Origin of the sequence: Enterobacter soli ATCC BAA-2102 (assembly GCF_001654845.1) — a bacterium.
In the GTDB taxonomy this organism is placed as follows: Bacteria; Pseudomonadota; Gammaproteobacteria; order Enterobacterales; family Enterobacteriaceae; genus Enterobacter; species Enterobacter soli.
Genome location: NZ_LXES01000015.1, coordinates 20,041 through 41,843 on the forward strand (window position 1 = coordinate 20,041; position 21,803 = coordinate 41,843).

Sequence of the window (21,803 nt, forward strand, 5' to 3'; positions counted from 1 at the left end):
GCCCCAAAGGGCGGGAGATCATCAGGCGGTTTGTGCCAGATGGGCATCAATTTTGTGCATGATGGCGTCGGCGCGTTTGACTGCGTCACTGATATTGACGCGAACGATAGTCTTCCCGGCAAAACGCTCTTCAAATTTAATGCCGATATCTTTGGTCAGGATAACCATATCCGCCGCGGCAATATCTTCACTCGTCAGCTCGTTCTCAAGACCAATCGACCCCTGAGTTTCAACCTTCACCTCCCAGCCTTTGGCTTTAGCTGCGCTCTCCAGCGCTTCAGCAGCCATGTAGGTATGGGCAACGCCAGACGGACATGCTGTTACTGCAATAATTCGAGCCATGTTCTCTTCCTCACTCAGTTAATTTCAAAATCCAGATCCAGGTCGTCCTCTTTTACTTCGCCCTGTTTCGTGTTCTTACGGGCAATGCTTTTCAGCACGTTGACGCTGATTGCTGTCACAACTGAACCCACCGCCACCGCAGCGATATAGCCCAGCTTGCCCTCCACCACAGGAAGTACGATCAGCCCCCCCCAACCGGCATAACACTGCGCGCCCATCACCGCCGCCGTTACAGCGCCACAGGCCGAGCCGAGCATGATGGAAGGAATCACGCGCAGCGGATCGGCAGCCGCAAATGGAATCGCGCCTTCGGTCACGCCGACACACCCCATAACCAGCGCGGCTTTACCCGCTTCGCGCTCTTCACCGGTAAAGTTCTTACGGTTAATCAGCGTCGCCAGACCTAAACCCAGAGGTGGCACGCAGATACCCACCGCAGCAATCGCCACCACGGTATAGACTCCCTGCGCAACACAGATGAGCATGAAGGCATAAGCGACTTTGTTGATTGGGCCGCCCATATCAAAGGCCAGCATGAGCCCCATAATGACCGCCAGCACCACAATGCTGCCCTGCTGCATTCCCTGCAGCCACTGGGTTAGGCCCGTCGTCAACGCCCCCACAGGTTCACCCAGCCCCCACATCATGATCCCTGCGGTGATAAAGGTGCCAATGACAGGAATGATGAAAATAGGCATGACCGAACGCAGGACTTTCGGGACCGGCAGTTTTTTCAAATACCAGACAACAATCCCGCCAAGTATCCCGGCAATAATCGCGCCAAAGAAACCCGCACCGAAACTGTTGCCTACCCACGCGGCAATGGCACAGGGCGCCAACGCGGCACGTTCAGCAATGGAATAACCAATATAGGCAGCCAGGAAAGGCACCATCAGCGTTAACCCGGCAACACCGATGTCGAAGAGTTTTTTCAGGTTCGGGTCGGTTGCCGCATCCGGTACCGCGCCTTTGCCGTACAGCATGACCGAGACCGCCAGCAAAATACCACCCGCGACCACGAACGGGATCATATGCGACACCCCGGTCATCAGATGCTGCCGCGTGTTCTTGAGAATATGCACCAACTCTTTCATATGCCGCTCCTGGACTATATCCATAAAGATGTTGTGGCAAACAATAGGCAATCAGGAAGAGGCCGGACAGGAGACAAAAAGGCCATTTACTGGATTTTTGTAATGTCGAAATAAAAATGCGATCCGCCTCGACATTTCAGACCCAGGTCTTATTACGCAAACTGTCACAACCTGTGAGTCAAATCTCACTTTCGGAGGGATATTACATTTGTCCAGCTTTTGGCAGATTTGTCACATGGCGCTCTTCATCACCACACTCGTATGCTGTCTGCAATAAATGACTATTGGTTTCAGGAGTGTGTGTATGGCTCTGGTAGTGGAATTTACCTGTGAACTGCCTAACGGCGTTCACGCGCGTCCGGCAAGTCATGTTGAAACGCTGTGCAATACGTTTATCTCGCAAATTGAGTGGCACAACCTGCGAAACGACCGTAAAGGCGATGCCAGGAGTGCACTGGCTCTTATTGGCACCGATACCCTGGCAGGCGATGCCTGCCGTCTGATTATCCACGGTGAGGATGAACAAAGCGCTCATCAGCGGCTTGCACAGTGGCTGCGGGATGAGTTTCCGCACTGTGATGCCCCGCTTGCTGAAGCCATCAATACCGAACTTGACCCATTGCCAGAATCACTCACCCGCCTTAACCCCACGCTGTTCCGTGCCCTGCCCGTATGCAGCGGCAGTGCACAGGGTATCCTGACATTATTAACGTCGCTGGATCTCAACGCCCTGTCCGATTTACCCGATGCAAAAAGCCCGGAAGAAGAACAGTCTGCACTGGATAGCGGCCTGACTCTGCTGGTGAAAAACATTGAGCTGCGTGCGCTGGACACAGACAGTACTGCCAGCGCCATTCTGGAAGCACATCGTTCACTGGCTACGGACACGTCGCTGCGCCAACACCTGCTGGCAGGAGTGAATCAGGGGTTGAGTTGTGCGATGGCAACTATCGCAACAGCAAACCATTTCTGTGGCGAGTTCTCCCGTTCCAGCAGCAGTTATTTGCAAGAACGTGTGCTGGATGTCCGCGATGTCTGCTATCAGCTTTTACAGCAGATCTACGGGGAACAGCGTTTCCCGACGCCAGGACAACTCATTCAGCCGACCATTTGCCTTGCGGATGATCTGACGCCCGGCCAGTTTCTGGAACTTGATAAAACCATGCTCAAAGGGCTGCTGCTAAAAAGCGGCGGAACAACCTCGCATACCGTGATCCTTGCGCGTTCTTTTAATATCCCGACGCTGGTCGGCGTTGATAGTGAAAGCTTGCTTCAGTGGCGTAACCAGCCTGTCTTTGTGGATGGCAATGCTGGCGCGGTTGTGGTCAACGCCAGCGATGCAGTGGCACGCTACTACCGCCAGGAAGAGCGCGTGCAACAAAAGATAAGCGAGCAGCAAAGTCTCTGGCTTAGCCGTGAGGCCAGAACAGCCGATGGACTGCGAATCGAGATTGCCGCCAACATTGCCCATGCGGCAGAGGCTCAGGCGGCATTCGGTAACGGCGCAGAAGGGGTTGGCCTGTTCCGCACCGAAATGCTGTACATGGATCGCACCAGCGCACCCGGCGAAAACGAGCTATACAACATTTTCTGTCAGGCGCTTGAATGTGCAAACGGGCGCAGCATTATTGTGCGAACCATGGATATCGGCGGCGACAAGCCGGTGGATTACCTGAACATTCCGGCAGAGAACAACCCCTTCCTCGGCTACCGTGCCGTGCGCATTTATGAAGAGTACTCTGTGCTTTTCGCTACCCAGCTGCGGGCAATCCTACGTGCCTCCGCGCATGACAAATTAAAAATCATGATCCCGATGATCTCCTCCATGGAAGAGATCCTGTGGGTAAAAGAAAAACTCACCGAAGCGAAACAACAACTTCGCGCTGAACATATTCCATTTGATGAGAAAATCCCTCTCGGCATCATGCTGGAAGTGCCATCAGTGATGTTCATCATTGACCAGTGCTGTGAAGAGATTGATTTCTTTAGCATCGGCAGCAATGACCTGACGCAGTATCTTCTGGCTGTCGACCGCGACAACGCCAAAGTCACACGCCATTACAACAGCCTGAATCCAGCATTTCTTCGGGCGCTGGATTACGCCGTGCAGGCCGTTCATCGCCAGGGAAAATGGATTGGCCTGTGTGGTGAATTGGGAGCGAAAGGCTCGGTGCTGCCACTGCTGGTTGGCCTGGGGCTAGACGAACTCAGCATGGGCTCGCCTGCCATCCCTGCCACCAAAGCCCGTCTGGCACAACTTGATAGCCGCGCCTGTCGGCAGCTGCTGAACCAGGCGATGGCTTGTCGCACTTCACTTGAAGTAGAACATTTGCTGGCGCAGTTCCGCATGAATCAACAGGACACGCCATTGGTGACGCCGCGCTGCATTTCACTGCATAACGACTGGAACAGCAAGGAAGAGGTCATGAAAGGAATGACCGACAACCTGCTGCTCGCAGGGCGTTGCCGCTATCCCCGTAAGCTGGAGGCCGATTTGTGGGCACGGGAGGCCGTATTCTCCACCGGGCTTGGCTTTAGTTTCGCCATTCCGCACAGCAAATCCGAACATATTGAGCAATCCACCATCAGCGTTGCACGCCTGAAATCCCCGGTTATGTGGGGCGATGAAGAAGCGCAATTCATCATTATGCTCACACTGAACAAACATGCCGCAGGCGACCAGCACATGCGTATTTTCTCCCGTCTGGCTCGTCGCATCATGCATGAAGATTTCCGCAGCGCACTGGTTAACGCCAGCTCAGAAGAGGCAATCGCCTCTCTGTTACAACACGAATTAGAACTTTAACGAGGAAGAGTAATGGAACTGTATCTGGATACCGCCAACGTGGCGGAAGTTGAACGCCTGGCGCGCATCTTCCCGATTGCGGGTGTGACAACCAACCCAAGTATTGTGGCCGCCAGCCGTGAATCCATCTGGGACGTGCTACCACGTCTGCAAAACGCCATCGGACCGGAAGGTACGCTGTTCGCCCAGACCATGAGCCGTGATGCAGAGGGCATGGTGGCGGAAGCCAAACGCCTGAGTAACGCCATACCGGACATCGTAGTGAAAATTCCGGTTACCGCTCAGGGACTTATCGCGATCAAAGCACTGAAAAAAGAGGGAATTACCACACTGGGTACCGCTGTTTATAGCGCCGCGCAGGGCTTACTGGCGGCGATAGCGGGGGCGAAATATGTCGCACCGTATGTTAACCGTGTTGATGCACAGGGCGGGGACGGCATTCGTATGGTCCAGGAGCTGCAAACCCTGCTGGAGCTACACGCGCCAGAAAGCATGGTGCTGGCCGCCAGCTTTAAAACACCACGACAAGCGCTGGACTGCCTGCTGGCCGGATGTGAAGCAATCACACTTCCTTTAGATGTAGCGCAACAAATGCTCGGCACTCCGGCGGTAGAGTCAGCTATAGAGAAGTTCGAGCAAGACTGGAAAAACGCGTTTGGTAACCTCAACCTCTAAGGGAGAAATGTTATGGACCGTATCATTCAATCGCCGGGGAAATACATCCAGGGCGCTGATGTTCTCACCCGTCTGGGCGACTATCTGAAACCGCTGGCAAAACGCTGGCTGGTGGTTGGCGATAAATTTGTGCTGGGTTTTGCCGAAGAGACCCTGCGTGAAAGCTTCAAAAAAGCGGAACTGCACGTCGAAATTGCACCATTTGGCGGCGAATGTTCGCAAAATGAAATCGACCGTCTGAAAAAGCTGGCCGATAGCGCCGACTGCCTGGCGGTTCTGGGTATCGGCGGTGGTAAAACGCTGGATACTGCTAAAGCGCTGGCCCACTTTATGGACGTGCCGGTTGCTATCGCCCCAACCATTGCCTCCACCGATGCCCCTTGCAGTGCCCTTTCCGTTATATATACCGACAGCGGTGAGTTCGATCGCTACCTGATGCTGCCACACAACCCAAACATGGTGATTGTCGACACCAAAGTGGTGGCGGGCGCACCTGCGCGACTGCTGGCTGCGGGTATTGGCGATGCATTGGCCACCTGGTTTGAAGCACGCGCCTGTTCACGCAGTGGTGCAACCACTATGGCAGGCGGCAAATGCACCCAGGCAGCTTTAGCGCTGGCGGAACTGTGCTACAACACGCTAATTGAAGAGGGTGAAAAAGCGATGCTGGCAGCGGAGCAGCACGTCGTGACACCTGCTCTGGAACGCATCATCGAAGCCAATACGTATCTCAGCGGTGTCGGTTTTGAAAGCGGCGGACTGGCAGCTGCACATGCCATTCATAACGGGATGACGGCAGTACCAGAAGCGCATCATTTCTATCACGGTGAAAAAGTGGCGTTCGGTACACTCACGCAGCTGGTTCTGGAAAACGCGCCGGTTGAAGAGATAGAAACCGTTGCCGCACTTTGCCACAGCGTCGGGCTGCCAATCACCCTGGCGCAGCTGGATATCAAAGAGAATATTCCGGCGAAAATGCGTCTGATCGCTGAGGCGGCTTGTGCAGAAGGTGAAACCATTCACAACATGCCTGGCGGTGTGTCGCCGGATCAGGTTTACGCCGCACTGCTGGTTGCAGACCAGTACGGACAGCGGTTCTTGCAGGAGTGGGAGTAACGAAAATTGCCGGGTGGCGTAGGTCGCCCCCGGGCAAAAAAATCCCCGCCGAAGCGGGGATTTTTATTTACTTCAGGTCAAAACGATCCAAATCCATCACTTTCGCCCATGCCGCAACGAAGTCGCGAACGAACTTCTCGCTGGCATCGCTGCTGGCGTAAACTTCAGCCAGTGCGCGCAAGACAGCGTTAGAACCGAAGACCAGGTCGGCGCGGGTTGCCGTGTATTTCACGTCACCGCTGGTGCGATCGCTACCGGCAAACAGCTCTTTTGACTCATCCGTCGCTTTCCACTGGGTATTCATATCCAGCAGATTCACGAAGAAGTCATTGCTCAGCACACCTTCACGGTCAGTGAACACGCCGTTTTTGCTGCCATCAAAGTTAGCACCCAACACACGCAAACCACCCACCAGCACCGTCAGTTCAGGCGCAGTCAGCGTCAGCTGCTGGGCTTTATCAATCAGCAGCGATTCTGTTGTCGCAGCGTCTACCTGCGCACGATAGTTGCGGAAGCCGTCAGCAATCGGTTCAAGCAGGGTAAACATCTCGATATCCGTCTGGTCCTGACGCGCATCAACGCGGCCCGGCGTAAACGGTACGGTCACGTAAACCCCTGCGGCTTTCGCCGCCTGCTCAACACCTACCACGCCCGCCAGTACGATGATGTCGGCCAGTGAGGCTTTATTGGTGGTGCGCTGAATAGCTTCCAGCGCTGGCAGGGCACGAACAGCAGCAGCGTTAACATCCCAGTCGCGCTGTGGTGCCAGCGCCAGGCGTGCACCGTTGGCACCGCCACGCTTATCACCACCACGGAAGGTCGATGCAGACGCCCAGGCAACAGAAACCAGTTCACTGATGGACAGCCCGGATGCCGCGATTTCCGCTTTCAGGCTCTCAATGTCTTCTTTCGAAGGATTGAACACCGCCTGCGGCAGCGGATCCTGCCAAATCAGATCTTCTTTCGGAACTTCCGGGCCAATGTACCGTGATTTTGGCCCCATATCGCGGTGAGTCAGCTTGAACCACGCACGGGCAAAGGCTTCATTGAAGGCCTGCGGATCGTTGAGGAAGCGACGAGAGATCTTCTCGAATTCCGGGTCAAAACGCAGGGTCAGGTCGGTGACCAGCATGGTTGGTTTGCGTTTTTTTGACGGGTCGAACGGGTCAGGCATAATGTCTGGCGCGTTAACGGCTTCAAACTGAATCGCCCCCGCCGGGCTGCGGGTCTGCACCCACTCGAATTTGAACAGGTTCTCGAAGAAGTAATTACTCCACTGGGTCGGGGTTTGCGACCAGATAACTTCCAGGCCGGAGGTGATGGCGTCAGCGCCAACCCCGGTGCCGTGCGTACTGGCCCAGCCCAGCCCCTGCGCTTCAATTGGTGAGGCTTCCGGGTCAGTGCCGACGTGCGTTGCTTCACCGGCACCGTGTGTTTTACCCAGCGTATGGCCGCCAGCAATCAGGGCGACAGTCTCTTCGTCGTCCATTCCCATGTTGCCGAAGGTTGCGCGAATAGCCGCAGCCGCTGACAGCGGTTCGCCGCTGGCATTTGGCCCTTCCGGGTTGACGTAAATCAGGCCCATTTCAGTGGCAGCCAAAGGACGTTTTGCCAGCGCTTCAGGATCGCGGTGGGTCAGCCAGGCTTTTTCATCGCCCCAGTTCACATCCTGATCTGGCTCCCAGACGTCTTCACGCCCGGCACCAAAACCAAAGGTACGGAAGCCCGAGTTTTCCAGCGCCACGTTACCCGCCAGGATAAACAGGTCAGCCCAGGAAATTTTCTGCCCATATTTCTGTTTGATAGGCCACAACAGGCGGCGTGCTTTATCCAGGCTCACGTTATCTGGCCAGGAGTTCAGCGGCGCAAAGCGCTGTTGACCGCGTCCTGCACCACCGCGTCCGTCAACGGAGCGATAAGTACCAGCACCGTGCCAGGCCATGCGAATAAACAGGCCCGCATAGCTGCCCCAGTCGGCAGGCCACCACGGTTGAGAGTCGGTTAAGAGTGCTTTGAGATCGCCCTTGAGGGCTGAGTAATCGAGTTTGCTGAATTCTTTGCGGTAGTCGAAGTCTTCACCCAGTGGGTTAGAACGGCTGGAATGTTGATTCAGAAGATCGACACGAAGTTGCTTAGGCCACCACTCTTTACTGCCGGTGCCAGCACCTGCGCTAAGATCAACGCCGCCCTGATGGAACGGACACTTACCGGCTGATGCCGCTTTATTGGTATCGTCTGACGTGCTCATCGTTGTGCTCCCTTTACAGTATTACAGTTACGATATACGCCCTTATTGATAAGGTATAGTTGGGATAACCCACAGATTCGATAGTTAATTCCGTTTAATTTCACATGGAAAATATGTGACTTTTGTACGTCAAAGGCAGCATTGCTGAAATGGCAGGAAAATAAAACCCTTATAAATCAAAAAACCCTCCGAAGAGGGCTTTTTTTTGTTACACGCCAGGTCGAACACCGAGCGTGTGGCAAATGGCGTAACTCATTTCCGCGCGGTTCAGAGTATAGAAGTGGAAGTCCTTCACCCCTTCACGACTTAAGATCTTCACCATGTCCATCGCGATATTTGCGCCCACCAGCTTGCGTGTTTCCGGGTCATCGTCCAGCCCTTCGTACATTTTAGACATCCAAAGCGGAATGCGCACGTTGGTCATATCCGCGAATTTTTTCGCCTGTTTGAAGTTAGATACCGGCAAAATGCCTGGAATGATTTCAACGTCGATGCCCGCAGAAACGCAGCGGTCACGAAAACGCAGATAACTTTCTACGTCGAAGAAGAACTGGGTAATGGCACGGTTTGCCCCGGCATCCACTTTACGTTTCAGGTTGAGCAAATCCGCCTGCGCGCTTTTCGCTTCCGGGTGAACTTCCGGGTACGCAGCAACGGAGATATCAAAGTCTGCCACCTCTTTCAGCAGCGTCACCAGGTCTGCCGCATACATTTCAGGTTTACCGCTGCCCGGAGGCAGGTCGCCGCGCAGGGCGACGATATGCCGAATACCGTTGTTCCAGTAGTCCTGGGCGATGGCGCGCAGCTCATCTCGGGTAGCATCGATGCAGGTCAGGTGCGGAGCCGCTTCCAGACCGGTTCTGTCTTTAATGCCCTTGATAATGCTGTGCGTGCGGTCACGCTCACCGGAGTTTGCCCCGTAGGTCACGGAGACAAATTTCGGTTTCAGGCTGCTCAGGCGATCGATAGAGCTCCACAAGGTTTGCTCCATTTCACTGGTGCGCGGCGGGAAAAATTCAAAAGAGACGTTAATCTGGCCGTTTACTTCGGCCAGGCTCTGATTCAGGGCTTCCCGCTGGTTGGCGTGAAAAAAGCTCATACCTTACCTCATCAATCGCGTGTCGTTGTTTGTTGTGATTCGAACTTCTATACGTTTAGACGTCCAGATGTAAAGATGACGGAAAAGCGAAGTGGCGTCAACAGAAATAATCAACAATAACGGTGAGGAATGCTCAGGGAAGATGAGGGTAATTCATGATGGAGGGTGAGAAGGCCCCTCACCCCGGCCCTCTCCCCAAAGGGGCGAGGGGGGAAAATACCGCACCGAGCAGTCCCCTCTCCCCTTTGGGGAGAGGGTTAGGGTGAGGGGTTACAGCAGCTTAGCCAGACGGTTGATGTCAGACTGGATTGCACCGGCGGTCACATCACGCCCAGCGCCCGGGCCACGGATCACCAGCGGGTTATCGCGATACCAGCGGCTTTCAATCGCAAAAACGTTGTCGCACGGCAACAGCGCCGCCAGCGGGTGCTCGGGACGTACCGCCTCGACACCAACACGCGCTTTACCGTTCGCCTCGAAGCGCGCCACATAGCGTAACACCAGGCCCATTTCTTGCGCCGCTTCCAGACGTTGCACCATCTGGTCATTCAGCTCATCACCGTTTTCGAAGAAGTGGTCAACAGAGCCTTCTTCACAGCCCGCAGGGACCAGCGACTCTACACGCACCGCGCCAGGCTCGATGTCATAACCCGCTTCACGCGCCAGGATAACCAGCTTACGCATAACGTCTTTCCCGGAAAGGTCAACACGCGGGTCTGGCTCGGTCAGCCCTTGTTGCCACGCCTGATCCACCAGGTCAGTAAATGGAACGGTGCCATCAAATTGCAGGAACAACCAGGAGAGCGTACCGGAGAAAATACCGCTCAGCGCCAGAATGCTGTCACCGCTTTCAATCAGATCGCGCACGGTATGGTTAACCGGCAGACCCGCGCCAACAGTGGCGTTATACAACCAGTGACGGCCCGTTTTCTCAAACGCGTCATGGATTTGACGGTATTTATCCGTGCTGCTCGCGCCCGCCAGTTTATTGGCACTGATGACGTGGAAACCGTGGCTGGCGAAATCCAGATACTGATCGGCAAGCTGTTCACTGGCCGTGACGTCCAGCACCACCAGGTCATCATACGGGTGCGCACGCATCCACAGGAACAGTGATTCTTCATCCTGTTCAACCGCTTCATCATTAAAGAACGCAAGCGCGCGGCTGGCATCCAGGCCTTCGTAGTTCAGCAAGCTACGGCGGCTGTCCACCACGCCCGCGAGAATAAATTCAAACCCGGTACGCGCTGAAAGCGTCTCTTGTTCACGCGCGAACAGTTCCAGCCAGCGAGAACCGATATTCCCTTTGCCGAACAGCACCAGGCCGATACGCTTTTCCGCGCGGAACAGGGAGGTGTGCAGACCCTGAATCAGGCTTTCCGTTGGCCCTTTACGCAGAACGGCCACCAGGCTGATGCCCTCTTCCGACTGCCAGGTAAACTCAACCGGCTGGCCTTTCAGCTGCTGCCAGAAACGGTGGCAGTGCAGCGGGTTACGGGTGACGCCCGCGCCCACCATCGCCACCAGCGCCAGCCCCTGACGCAGGCGAAGTTCACCCGGCAGGCCAGCTTCATCAAGAATTTTCAGTGCGCTATCGGCAACTTCTGCGGTATAGCAGAATTGCAGCAGCTGGCGATCGTTATGCACGCCAATGGCTAACGGACGCACCTGCGCACGTTTCAGAATAAGGTCGATGTCTTTGTGTGCCAGTTTGAAGTCCTGGCCGGCTGGCACCTGGAACTCAATCAGGCAAATGTCGTCATGGCTGGTGACGATACGCGCGCCCGTGCCGGAAGCCAGCACACGCTCAATGCGGGTAGACCCTTGATCCGGGGTGTAGCTACAGCGCAGTTGCAGGTCAATATCACTGCCCGAAACAGGCTGAAGCGTACGGGCGTGCAGTACCGGAGCGGCCAGACGTGCCAGCTCGCTGGCTTCATCCAGACGCAGCAACGGCAGCAAGCAGGCATCTTTCACTTTGCGCGGGTCAGCGCTGTAGACACCTGCGACGTCACTCCAGATAGTCACACGGGAAACACCGGCCAGCGCACCAATTTGCGTTGCAGAGTAGTCAGAGCCATTGCGCCCCAGCAGCACGGTTTCGCCCGCGTTACTGCGGCTGATAAAGCCCGTCACCACAATGCGTTTGCCCGGATGCTGCACCAGCAGCTGTTGCAGCAGCGGATAAGACAATCCTTCATCTACCTGCGGCTGGGCAGCACGTTCGGCGCGCAGGAAATCACGCGCGTCGAGCCAGGCTGCTTCAACCCCCAGATGTTGCAGTACTGCAGCCATCAGGCGTGCAGACCACACTTCACCGTGACCCACCACTTCGGCATACACCGCATCGGTAATTCCGCTGTCCAGCAGTGCAGCCAGACGTTCAAGATCGTGAGTGAAGGCGCTAATCAGCCCGTCCGCCACGTCTGCAGGCAGCAAACCGGCAATCAGCTCGCTCTGGTAACGACGTAAAGACTGTTGCACCTGATGCGCAGAAAGGCGATCGGTCTGGCTCAGTTTCAGCCAGCTAATCAACTGGTTGGTGGTGCTGCCCGCCGCCGAGACAACCATCATGTCACCCGGCTGTGAATACTCGGTCATGATCCCTGCGACACGCAGGTAACACTTCACATCAGCAAGACTACTACCACCAAACTTGTGCAGTTGACGACCCTTCGCCCCTGCCTGCGCTATCACACTCATGATTACCCCTTGGCTGCGACCCGGAAGCCATTTTCCAGATCGGCAATTAAATCTTCAGAATCTTCAATACCGGTCGAGATACGCAGCAGCGTCTCTGAAATACCGGCGGCGGCACGCGCTTCCGGTGCCATACCTGCGTGCGTCATGGTTGCGGCGTGGGAGATTAAGCTTTCAACCCCACCTAATGATTCCGCCAGCGTAAACAATGACAACCCGCTCAGGAAGCGACGCAGCGTTTGCTCGTCACCTTCCAGTTCAAAACTTAACATCGCGCCAAATCCTTTCTGCTGACGCGCAGCAATCTCGTGTCCCTGGTTTTCCGGCAGCGACGGGTGGTAGAGCTTCTTCACCAGCGGCTGGGTTTGCAGGAAATCAACAATCGCCTGGGCATTGCGCTGCGCGACTTCCATGCGCGGCGACAACGTGCGGATGCCGCGTAACAGCAGATAGCTGTCAAAAGCGCCCGCGGTGACGCCAATGTTATTGGCCCACCATGCCAGTTCGGTGACAACGTCGGGATCTTTTGCAATCACCACGCCCGCCACCACATCAGAATGACCGTTCAGATATTTAGTACATGAATGCAATACCAGATCTGCACCCAGTGCCAGTGGGTTCTGAAGGGCCGGACTGAGGAATGTATTATCCACTACACTTATCGCTCCCGCATCCCTTGCGAGCTGACAAATTTTCGCAATGTCGACAACGCGCAACAATGGATTGCTTGGACTTTCCACCAGAACCAGCTTCGGCTGCTCTGCCAGCGCCTGTTTTAGCGCCTGTTCGTCGTTTTGATCGACAAACAGCACGCGATAACAGCCGCGCTTTGCCAGGCTATCAAACAAACGATAGCTACCGCCGTAGCAGTCGTGCGGCGCAACCAGCAGGTCGCCAGGTTTCAGGAACACCGTGGTCACCAGGTGAATGGCAGACATCCCTGTATTGGTCAGGACGGCTCCCGCACCGCCTTCCAGTTCCGCCAACGCGCGCTGGGTAACATCACGCGTAGGGTTACCACGACGCGAGTAGTCGTGCGCACGGGGTTCATTAAATCCGGTGAAATTGTAAGTACTGGAAAGATGAATCGGCGGGACAACACAGCCGTACTGCTCGTCATCATTCAATCCGCTACGCACTGCGATGGTGGCCTGTTTACGCGTCATGGTGAAGGCTTCCTGGCTTATTAGGTGAAAAGTCAGGCATCAGAGTAAACATTGAAAGTATGGACGTCAATACATCTGGACATCTAAACTTCTTTGCGTATAGATTGAGCAATGCGCAAATAGCCGTTAAAATTATATGCTTTAGTGCACGCTGCAGCGGCAATATCCGTGCCACGGTATCGTCTCTACGGTAAACTAGGCAAGATTACGGTTCGAAACTGGCAGTTATCGGTTTTGCACCTTTAGATAAATGACTGAGAGGATTAAAGGTATCTCATGGCTGAATGGAGCGGCGAATATATCAGCCCATACGCTGAGCACGGTAAGAAGAGTGAGCAAGTAAAGAAAATTACGGTTTCCATTCCTCTGAAGGTGTTGAAGATCCTCACCGATGAACGTACGCGTCGTCAGGTGAACAACCTGCGTCACGCGACCAACAGTGAACTGCTTTGCGAAGCGTTCCTGCATGCGTTTACTGGTCAACCGTTGCCGAACGATGAAGATCTGCGCAAAGAGCGCAGTGATGAAATCCCGGAAGAGGCGAAGGTGATCATGCGTGAACTGGGTATCGACCCGGATACGTGGGAATACTAACGCTACGGCGGACTCCCGCTGAGTGTGCTCAGCGGGATGGTTTCTTAGAAGTTGTACCCTAACCCGACACGCAGACGCGTCTGGCGATCGTCACTGGTGGCGGTGTTATAGCCCGAAGAGACATTACCCACTTCCACAAACGGGATCCACGAGTCGATGTTATACGCCACGCGGAAGTTATATTCGTAATCTTCTTTTTTATTGTTGTACAGATCTTCATTATCGGCAAACTTATAAATACCGTTTAACTCGAACATCCAGTTATCAATATTATAACCCAGCCACATTTCCGGGCGATAAACCATACGGTCGTCTTTGCCATCCGCATTACGACGGGTGTATTCAGTACGGTAACGGAACGCCGTCCACCAGCTATCATTAATATTATATTGTACGCGCAAATACGGCTTATAGATGGCCATATCATCGCCCATTTCCACGGCAACACCTGGCTGCCAGATAAAACCCTGCCAGGTGAATTGGTAACTGGCAGTATATTCATTACTGTTACTTTCCATATTATTAAGCGCATCGTTCGATTGCGCATTATCGGAACGCGAAACTGCCTCTACTGCCACACCAAAGCCGGTGCCAAAGCGGTGCGACATGTACACACGATCATAGTTACGCCCATCGTCATAATACTCGTGTCGGTAATCTACGTATCCCGCCTGTGCCGCACAGGATATTAATGGCAGCACAAATAAAAGGTGCTTCATTTTCATAACATTTCCCTCGAAGTAAACACGCCCTGAAAGCCATTATGAATAAAATGGCAAATACGAATTTAAGACGAGCGAAGTGTAATTTTACAAACAGAGGGAAACCTTTTATTTTTTGACACACAAAGAAAAACAGTGGCAAAGAATTAAAGATAATGAAGATGCAGTTCACTATCCACCAAAGAATAGACCAGACAAATATATTTAATACAACAGCGGGTAATTAATTATTCTTAGATAATTTGAAATACTAATTTCAGCGATAAATATAATATTGAGATTTATTGAGATGGGATATTGCAGGCACAAAAAAACCGCCCGAAGGCGGTTTCTTCTGGATGCTTATTTAGCGCCCGGGATGCTGAAACGCTTGTTGAAGCGGTCAACACGGCCACCGGTTGCAACATCACGCTGCTTACCAGTGAAGAACGGGTGGCATTTACCGCACACGTCCAGGTTCAGATCGTGACCCACGGTGGAGCGGATCTGGATAGAGTTACCGCAAGAGCAGTTTGCAGTAATCATTTCGTATTTCGGGTGAATATCTTTTTTCATGGGAGAACCTCAGTTAAGGCCGCGTCGCTCTTCCAGCCCTAACGCCAGACACCACGCGATGTTAATAGTATAGGTTTTGACGCTGCATAAAGCGCATCAAAGGCGGCGAATCATACAGAATTTGACCTGTGTATGCAAACTGATCCGCACGCCGCTTTTACTAATGTGTATACTAACGCGCCACTTTTCAAGTCAGGAAGATTCGATGCCCGTCGCTCACGTTGCCCTGCCCGTTCCGCTTCCCCGTACCTTTGACTATCTGCTGCCCGACAGCATGAATGCCAAAGCCGGCTGTCGCGTGACCGTGCCCTTTGGCAAGCAGCAGCGCGTGGGGATTGTGGTGTCCATCAGTGATAAAAGTGAGCTTCCCGTTAATGAGCTGAAAGCCGTTGCCGAAGTGCTGGATACCGAGCCGGTCTTCTCAACGAGCACCTGGCGGCTGTTACTGTGGGCTGCAGAATACTATCACCACCCGATAGGTGATGTGCTGTTTCATGCCCTGCCGATTTTACTGCGCCAGGGGAAGAGCGCCAGCCACGCGCCGATGTGGTACTGGTTCGCCACCGAACAGGGACAAGCGGTAGACATTAACAGCCTGAAGCGTTCTCCTAAACAGCAACAGGCGCTGGCCGCCCTGCGCCAAGGGCGTATCTGGCGTCATCAGGTTGAAGAGCTGGACTTTAATGACGCAGCACTTCAGGCACTGCGTAAAAAAGGATTGTGCGAGCTGGCAAGCGAAGCACCCGCCCTTTATGACTGGCGCGACAGTTTTTCCGTTTCCGGGGATCGCTTACGCCTGAATACCGAACAGGCGACCGCGGTGGGGGCGATCCACAGCGCCGCTGACCATTTCTCCGCCTGGCTGCTGGCGGGTGTGACGGGCTCCGGCAAAACTGAAGTCTATCTTAGCGTGCTGGAAAATGTGCTCTCCCAGGGCAAGCAGGCGCTGGTTATGGTGCCGGAAATTGGCCTTACGCCGCAAACCATCGCCCGGTTTCGTGAACGTTTTAACGCGCCGGTGGAAGTGCTGCACTCCGGTCTGAACGACAGCGAGCGACTTAGCGCGTGGCTCAAAGCGAAAAACGGTGAAGCCGCCATTGTCATTGGTACGCGCTCGTCGCTGTTCACCCCGTTTAAAAATCTGGGCGTCATTGTCATAGATGAAGAACATGACAGTTCCTATAAACAGCAGGAAGGCTGGCGCTACCATGCCCGCGACCTGGCCGTTTATCGCGCCCACAGCGAGCAGATCCCGATTATTCTCGGCTCCGCCACGCCTGCGCTGGAAACGCTGCACAACGTTCGCCAGCGTAAATACCACATGCTGCGCCTGACGCGCCGCGCGGGGAATGCCCGTCCGGCCATTCAGCATGTGCTGGATTTAAAAGGTCAGCAGGTGCAGGCCGGATTAGCACCGGCGTTGATCACCCGGATGCGCCAGCATTTGCAGGCCGGAAATCAGGTGATCCTGTTCCTGAACCGACGCGGATTCGCCCCGGCGCTGCTGTGCCACGACTGCGGATGGATTGCGGAATGCCCGCGCTGTGACCACTACTACACGCTTCATCAGGCACAACGTCATTTACGCTGCCACCACTGCGACAGCCAAAGGCCTATCCCGCGCCAGTGCCCGTCGTGCGGTTCGACGCACATGGTGCCGGTCGGTCTGGGGACGGAACAACTGGAGCAAGCGCTGACACCGTTCTTCCCGGATGTCCCCATTTCCCGTATCGACCGGGACACCACCAGCCGCAAAGGCGCACTGGAGCAACAGCTCGCGGAAGTGCATCGCGGCGGCGCACGTATATTAATTGGGACTCAGATGCTGGCCAAAGGGCACCACTTCCCGGATGTCACGCTGGTCGCCCTGCTGGATGTGGATGGCGCGTTGTTCTCTGCCGATTTCCGCTCCGCCGAACGTTTTGCTCAGCTCTATACCCAGGTGGCGGGCCGCGCCGGTCGCGCCGGGAAGCAGGGAGAAGTGGTGCTACAAACTCACCACCCGGAACATCCTTTGCTGCAAACCTTGCTGCATAAAGGGTATGACGCGTTTGCCGAACAAGCGCTGGCTGAGCGTCAGACTATGCAGCTGCCGCCGTGGACCAGCCACGTGATCATCCGCGCAGAAGATCATAATAATCAGCAGGCGCCGCTGTTCCTCCAGCAGCTCCGCAATCTGCTGCAAGCCAGCCCCCTGGTGGATAACCAGCTGTGGATTTTAGGGCCTGTTCCTGCCCTGGCACCCAAGCGGGGCGGGCGTTTCCGCTGGCAAATTTTATTGCAGCACCCCTCGCGTATACGCTTACAACATATTGTCAGCGGCACGCTGGCATTGATAAATACCCTGCCGGAAGCGCGTAAGGTTAAGTGGGTCCTGGATGTTGATCCCATTGAAGGCTAAGCCTCTGTTGCGAGACGGATCGAAAAAATTCAACCTTCCTCACACTTTTTATGAAAATTCTGTAACCGCTCTCATAAACTATCTGTAAAAATGAGGTGTCAGAAGTTCGGTGTTCATGCGAGGAGAAGACGTGAAGTCCAGGAAAGAGGTTGCCACGGCGACCATGAAAGACGTTGCCCAGAAAGCTCAGGTATCTACGGCAACCGTGTCCCGCGCATTAATGAACCCGGATAAAGTCTCCCAGGCGACCCGCAATCGGGTAGAACAGGCGGCGCTGGAGGTCGGCTATTTCCCGCAGGCAATGGGACGTAACGTTAAGCGCAATGAATCGCGCACGATACTGGTGATAGTGCCGGACATCTGCGATCCCTTCTTTAGCGAAATCATCCGTGGCATTGAAGTCACCGCTGCCGAACAAGGCTATCTGGTGCTGATTGGCGACTGCGCTCACCAGAATCAGCAGGAAAAAACCTTTATCGACCTCATTATCACCAAGCAGATCGACGGTATGTTACTGCTCGGCTCGCGCCTGCCTTTTGATGCCAGCATTGAAGAGCAGCGCAATTTACCGCCGATGGTGATGGCGAACGAATTTGCCCCTGAGCTGGAACTGCCGACGGTGCATATCGACAACCTCACCGCAGCCTTTAACGCGGTGAACTATCTTCAGGAGCTGGGGCACAAACGTATTGGCTGTATCGCCGGGCCTGAAGAGATGCCGCTGTGTCACTACCGCTTGCAGGGCTACGTTCAGGCACTGCGCCGTACCGGCGCAACGGTCGACCCACATTATATTGCGCGCGGTGATTTCACCTTCGAAGCCGGTGGGCTGGCCCTGGAAAAACTGCTGGCGCTGCCGGAACCGCCAACGGCAGTGTTCTGCCACAGCGATGTGATGGCGCTGGGTGCACTTTCTTATGCCAAACGCCGCGGTCTGCGCGTGCCAAAAGATTTGTCGATCATCGGGTTCGATAATATTTCTCTTTCAGAATTTTGCGATCCGCCACTCTCAACCGTCGCGCAACCCCGCTACCAGATTGGCCGAGAAGCGATGCTCCTTCTGCTGGATCAGCTGCATGGTCAAACAGTTAGCAGTGGGTCACGTTTGCTGGATTGCGAACTGATTGTGCGCGGCACAACCCAGGCATTGACTTAAAGTAAATACCTTTAGGACACCCTTATCTGGTCAAAGCCCCGCCGCTTAAGTAACATGGCGGGCTGACGAACGAATAAATACAGCGAAACGATAGTGGCACAACGAGATTATGTACGTCGCGGCCAGCCGGCACCTTCGCGACGCAAAAAGAGTAGCTCAAGGAATAAGCAACGTAGCCTGCCTGCTGTCTCCCCGGCGATGGTCGCTATTGCCGCGGCCGTAGTGGTAGCCTTTATCGGTGGCCTGTACTTTATTACTCACCATAAGAAAGAAGATTCCGAGGCGCTTCAGGGCAACAAGGTTGCCGGTAATGGCTTACCGCCAAAACCTGAAGAGCGTTGGCGTTATATCAAAGAACTGGAAAGTCGCCAGCCGGGCGTACGCGCACCGACTGAGCCTTCTGCCGGTGGCGAAGTTGTGAACGCGAATCAGCTGACTGATGAACAGCGTCAACTGTTGGCTCAGATGCAGGCCGACATGCGCCAGCAGCCGACACAGCTGAACGAAGTGCCGTGGAATGAACAAACGCCAGCGCAACGCCAGCAAACGCTGCAACGTCAGCGCCAGGCACAGCTGCTGAGCCAACAGCAACAGCAGCAGCAACCACAACAGCAGTGGACACAGACTCAGCCGGTGCAGCAGCCTCGCACGCAACCGCGTGTGACCGAGCAGCCTTACCAGCAGCCGCAGCAGCAAACGCGCACCGCACAGACGCAACCTGTTCAGGCGCCTAAAGCTCAAACGCAGAAGCAGGCGACGCAAGCCCAGGCGTATCAGGATCTGTTGCAGACGCCTGCGCACACCACGGCACAGCAGCCGAAGGCGCAACAGGCGGCCCCGGTCACGAAAGAGACGGAAGCACCTAAGCAAACGGCTGAGAAAAAAGACGAGCGCCGCTGGATGGTTCAGTGCGGTTCGTTTAAAGGTGCAGAGCAGGCCGAAACGGTACGTGCTCAGCTGGCATTTGAAGGATTTGATTCACGCATCACCACCAACAATGGCTGGAATCGCGTGGTGATTGGCCCGGTCAAAGGCAAAGAAAATGCCGATGGCACTATCTCCCGATTGAAGGTTGCCGGTCACACAAACTGCATTCGACTCGCTTCCGGGGGTTGAAACCCCCAAATTCCCCCCCATCTATCATTCTATTCAGCCCTGAGCACAGGCTCAGGGCTACTGTTTCCCGAATCTGTAACCAGGGGGTCTGCTCGTGACAACAATAGTAAGTGTACGCCGTAACGGCCAAGTGGTAATCGCCGGTGATGGCCAGGCCACGCTGGGTAATACCGTCATGAAAGGCAACGTGAAGAAAGTCCGTCGTTTGTACAACGACAAAGTGATCGCCGGTTTTGCAGGCGGCACCGCTGATGCCTTCACGCTGTTTGAACTGTTTGAACGCAAACTGGAAATGCACCAGGGTCATCTGGTGAAAGCCGCCGTTGAGCTGGCGAAAGACTGGCGTACCGACCGGATGCTGCGCAAGCTCGAAGCCCTGCTGGCTGTGGCCGATGAAACCGCTTCGCTGATTATCACCGGTAACGGTGACGTTATTCAGCCCGAAAATGACCTGATTGCTATCGGCTCTGGCGGCCCGTACGCCCAGGCAGCTGCCCGCGCGCTGTTGGAAAATACCGACATGAACGCACGCGATATCGCGGTGAAGGCGTTGGATATTGCAGGTGATATCTGCATCTATACCAACCACAACCACACCATCGAAGAATTGACCTCCAAAGCGTAAGGATCTCCCATGTCTGAAATGACCCCACGCGAAATTGTCAGCGAACTGAACAAACACATTATCGGCCAGGATAACGCTAAGCGTTCCGTGGCGATCGCCCTGCGTAACCGCTGGCGTCGTATGCAGCTCGATGAAGAGCTGCGTCACGAAGTGACCCCAAAAAATATTCTGATGATCGGTCCGACCGGTGTCGGTAAAACCGAAATCGCCCGCCGTCTGGCGAAACTGGCCAACGCACCGTTCATCAAAGTTGAAGCGACCAAGTTCACCGAAGTGGGCTATGTCGGCAAAGAAGTGGATTCTATCATCCGCGATCTGACCGACTCCGCAATCAAGATGGTGCGCGTCCAGGCCATTGAGAAAAACCGCTATCGTGCCGAAGAGATGGCCGAAGAGCGCATTCTCGACGTGCTGATCCCACCGGCTAAAAACAACTGGGGCCAGGCTGAACAGCAGGCTGAGCCATCCGCCGCACGCCAGGCATTCCGCAAAAAACTGCGTGAAGGCCAGCTGGACGACAAAGAGGTTGAGATCGATCTTGCTGCCGCGCCGATGGGTGTTGAAATCATGGCTCCTCCAGGTATGGAAGAGATGACCAGCCAGTTGCAGTCCATGTTCCAGAACCTGGGCGGCCAGAAGCAGAAAGCGCGTAAGCTGAAAATCAAGGACGCGATGAAGCTGCTTATCGAAGAAGAAGCGGCAAAACTGGTGAACCCGGAAGAGCTTAAGCAAGATGCTATCGATGCGGTTGAGCAGCACGGTATCGTGTTTATCGACGAAATCGACAAAATCTGTAAGCGTGGCGGCAACAGCTCCGGTCCGGATGTGTCTCGTGAAGGTGTCCAGCGCGACCTGCTGCCTTTGGTTGAAGGCTGCACCGTCTCCACCAAGCACGGCATGGTGAAAACTGACCATATCCTGTTTATCGCCTCAGGCGCATTCCAGGTTGCCAGCCCGTCCGATCTGATCCCGGAATTGCAGGGTCGTCTGCCAATTCGTGTCGAGCTTCAGGCACTGACCACCGAAGATTTCGAACGTATCCTGACCGAGCCAAACGCCTCTGCTACCGTACAGTACAAAGCGCTGATGGCGACCGAAGGGGTGAACCTTGAGTTCACCGAAGACGGTATCAAGCGTATCGCCCAGGCCGCATGGCAGGTGAACGAAACCACCGAGAACATCGGTGCGCGTCGTCTGCACACCGTGCTGGAACGTCTGGTGGAAGATATCTCTTATGATGCGAGCGACCTGAACGGTCAAAGCATTACCATTGACGCAGAATATGTGAGTAAACATCTGGATGCGTTAGTGGCAGATGAAGATCTGAGCCGTTTTATCCTATAATCGCGGTTACTGCATTCTCATCACTGTTAATGGGGCTGAAAAGC

General features: G+C 54.7%; 17 protein-coding genes. 9 read left to right on the top strand and 8 right to left on the bottom strand.

Features of this window, described 5'->3' with window-relative positions:
• Positions 1-21 precede the first annotated feature (21 nt).
• Together M987_RS05175 and M987_RS05180 are read right to left on the bottom strand one after the other, a co-directional pair.
• Positions 22-342, bottom strand: a complete 321-nt coding sequence (locus M987_RS05175) for a PTS fructose-like transporter subunit IIB (protein WP_014072331.1) — start codon at positions 340-342, stop codon at positions 22-24.
• 14 nt (positions 343-356) lie between these two features.
• Positions 357-1,436 carry a PTS fructose transporter subunit EIIC gene (locus M987_RS05180; RefSeq protein WP_014072332.1) on the bottom strand — a complete coding sequence of 360 codons (1,080 nt, stop codon included), beginning with the start codon at positions 1,434-1,436 and terminating at the stop codon, positions 357-359.
• Between the two features lie 304 nt (positions 1,437-1,740).
• Between M987_RS05180 and ptsP the strand changes: the two genes are divergently transcribed.
• From ptsP to gldA, 3 genes are read left to right on the top strand one after another with little or no spacing between them, the layout of a single operon-like run.
• A complete protein-coding gene (gene ptsP, locus M987_RS05185; RefSeq protein WP_014072333.1) occupies positions 1,741-4,242 on the top strand; it encodes a phosphoenolpyruvate--protein phosphotransferase in 2,502 nt (833 codons plus the stop codon).
• Positions 4,243-4,254: 12 nt separating this feature from the next.
• Positions 4,255-4,917 (top strand): fructose-6-phosphate aldolase, encoded by a 663-nt coding sequence (gene fsa, locus M987_RS05190; protein WP_014072334.1) that lies wholly within the window; start codon positions 4,255-4,257, stop codon positions 4,915-4,917.
• A 12-nt stretch (positions 4,918-4,929) separates the two neighbouring features.
• Positions 4,930-6,033, top strand: coding sequence for a bifunctional L-1,2-propanediol dehydrogenase/glycerol dehydrogenase (gldA, locus tag M987_RS05195; RefSeq protein ID WP_014072335.1), 1,104 nt, complete (start codon positions 4,930-4,932; stop codon positions 6,031-6,033).
• Positions 6,034-6,100: 67 nt separating this feature from the next.
• Here gldA and katG read toward each other — a convergent pair whose 3' ends face one another.
• The 4 genes from katG to metB form a co-directional block, all read right to left on the bottom strand.
• On the bottom strand, positions 6,101-8,281 hold the full coding sequence (katG, locus tag M987_RS05200; RefSeq protein ID WP_014072336.1) for a catalase/peroxidase HPI: 2,181 nt from the start codon (positions 8,279-8,281) through the stop codon (positions 6,101-6,103).
• 208 nt (positions 8,282-8,489) lie between these two features.
• Positions 8,490-9,380 (bottom strand): methylenetetrahydrofolate reductase, encoded by an 891-nt coding sequence (metF, locus tag M987_RS05205; protein WP_014072337.1) that lies wholly within the window; start codon positions 9,378-9,380, stop codon positions 8,490-8,492.
• 270 nt (positions 9,381-9,650) lie between these two features.
• Entirely contained in the window at positions 9,651-12,083 is a 2,433-nt protein-coding gene (locus M987_RS05210) for a bifunctional aspartate kinase/homoserine dehydrogenase II (protein WP_014072338.1), read from the bottom strand.
• 2 nt (positions 12,084-12,085) lie between these two features.
• Positions 12,086-13,246, bottom strand: coding sequence for a cystathionine gamma-synthase (metB, locus tag M987_RS05215; RefSeq protein WP_014072339.1), 1,161 nt, complete (start codon positions 13,244-13,246; stop codon positions 12,086-12,088).
• Positions 13,247-13,522: 276 nt separating this feature from the next.
• Here metB and metJ point away from each other — a divergent pair, with 276 nt between their 5' ends.
• Entirely contained in the window at positions 13,523-13,840 is a 318-nt protein-coding gene (metJ, locus tag M987_RS05220) for a met regulon transcriptional regulator MetJ (RefSeq protein WP_007369220.1), read from the top strand.
• Positions 13,841-13,884: 44 nt separating this feature from the next.
• On the opposite strand, the gene M987_RS05225 is transcribed toward metJ, so the two are convergent.
• Both M987_RS05225 and rpmE read right to left on the bottom strand, forming a co-directional pair.
• Positions 13,885-14,565 (bottom strand): oligogalacturonate-specific porin KdgM family protein, encoded by a 681-nt coding sequence (locus tag M987_RS05225; RefSeq protein WP_014072340.1) that lies wholly within the window; start codon positions 14,563-14,565, stop codon positions 13,885-13,887.
• Positions 14,566-14,904: 339 nt separating this feature from the next.
• Positions 14,905-15,117, bottom strand: coding sequence for a 50S ribosomal protein L31 (rpmE, locus tag M987_RS05230; RefSeq protein WP_014072341.1), 213 nt, complete (start codon positions 15,115-15,117; stop codon positions 14,905-14,907).
• A gap of 205 nt (positions 15,118-15,322) precedes the next feature.
• Here rpmE and priA point away from each other — a divergent pair, with 205 nt between their 5' ends.
• The 5 genes from priA (at position 15,323) to hslU (ending at position 21,759) form a co-directional block, all read left to right on the top strand.
• Positions 15,323-17,518, top strand: coding sequence for a primosomal protein N' (gene priA, locus M987_RS05235; protein ID WP_014072342.1), 2,196 nt, complete (start codon positions 15,323-15,325; stop codon positions 17,516-17,518).
• A 130-nt stretch (positions 17,519-17,648) separates the two neighbouring features.
• On the top strand, positions 17,649-18,674 hold the full coding sequence (cytR, locus tag M987_RS05240; RefSeq protein ID WP_014072343.1) for a DNA-binding transcriptional regulator CytR: 1,026 nt from the start codon (positions 17,649-17,651) through the stop codon (positions 18,672-18,674).
• 93 nt (positions 18,675-18,767) lie between these two features.
• On the top strand, positions 18,768-19,790 hold the full coding sequence (gene ftsN / locus M987_RS05245) for a cell division protein FtsN (RefSeq protein ID WP_014072344.1): 1,023 nt from the start codon (positions 18,768-18,770) through the stop codon (positions 19,788-19,790).
• 94 nt (positions 19,791-19,884) lie between these two features.
• The gene (gene hslV / locus M987_RS05250; RefSeq protein ID WP_014072345.1) at positions 19,885-20,415 is read left to right on the top strand and encodes an ATP-dependent protease subunit HslV; all 531 of its coding nucleotides are present in this window, start codon (positions 19,885-19,887) and stop codon (positions 20,413-20,415) included.
• Between the two features lie 9 nt (positions 20,416-20,424).
• Positions 20,425-21,759, top strand: a complete 1,335-nt coding sequence (hslU, locus tag M987_RS05255) for an ATP-dependent protease ATPase subunit HslU (RefSeq protein ID WP_014072346.1) — start codon at positions 20,425-20,427, stop codon at positions 21,757-21,759.
• Positions 21,760-21,803 lie beyond the last annotated feature (44 nt).

Coding starts and splice junctions, on each gene's coding strand:
- M987_RS05175 (WP_014072331.1), bottom strand. CDS start 342: ATGGCTCGAATTATTGCAGTAACAGCATGTCCGTCTGGCGTTGCCCAT.
- M987_RS05180 (WP_014072332.1), bottom strand. CDS start 1,436: ATGAAAGAGTTGGTGCATATTCTCAAGAACACGCGGCAGCATCTGATG.
- ptsP (WP_014072333.1), top strand. CDS start 1,741: ATGGCTCTGGTAGTGGAATTTACCTGTGAACTGCCTAACGGCGTTCAC.
- fsa (WP_014072334.1), top strand. CDS start 4,255: ATGGAACTGTATCTGGATACCGCCAACGTGGCGGAAGTTGAACGCCTG.
- gldA (WP_014072335.1), top strand. CDS start 4,930: ATGGACCGTATCATTCAATCGCCGGGGAAATACATCCAGGGCGCTGAT.
- katG (WP_014072336.1), bottom strand. CDS start 8,281: ATGAGCACGTCAGACGATACCAATAAAGCGGCATCAGCCGGTAAGTGT.
- metF (WP_014072337.1), bottom strand. CDS start 9,380: ATGAGCTTTTTTCACGCCAACCAGCGGGAAGCCCTGAATCAGAGCCTG.
- M987_RS05210 (WP_014072338.1), bottom strand. CDS start 12,083: ATGAGTGTGATAGCGCAGGCAGGGGCGAAGGGTCGTCAACTGCACAAG.
- metB (WP_014072339.1), bottom strand. CDS start 13,246: ATGACGCGTAAACAGGCCACCATCGCAGTGCGTAGCGGATTGAATGAT.
- metJ (WP_007369220.1), top strand. CDS start 13,523: ATGGCTGAATGGAGCGGCGAATATATCAGCCCATACGCTGAGCACGGT.
- M987_RS05225 (WP_014072340.1), bottom strand. CDS start 14,565: ATGAAAATGAAGCACCTTTTATTTGTGCTGCCATTAATATCCTGTGCG.
- rpmE (WP_014072341.1), bottom strand. CDS start 15,117: ATGAAAAAAGATATTCACCCGAAATACGAAATGATTACTGCAAACTGC.
- priA (WP_014072342.1), top strand. CDS start 15,323: ATGCCCGTCGCTCACGTTGCCCTGCCCGTTCCGCTTCCCCGTACCTTT.
- hslU (WP_014072346.1), top strand. CDS start 20,425: ATGTCTGAAATGACCCCACGCGAAATTGTCAGCGAACTGAACAAACAC.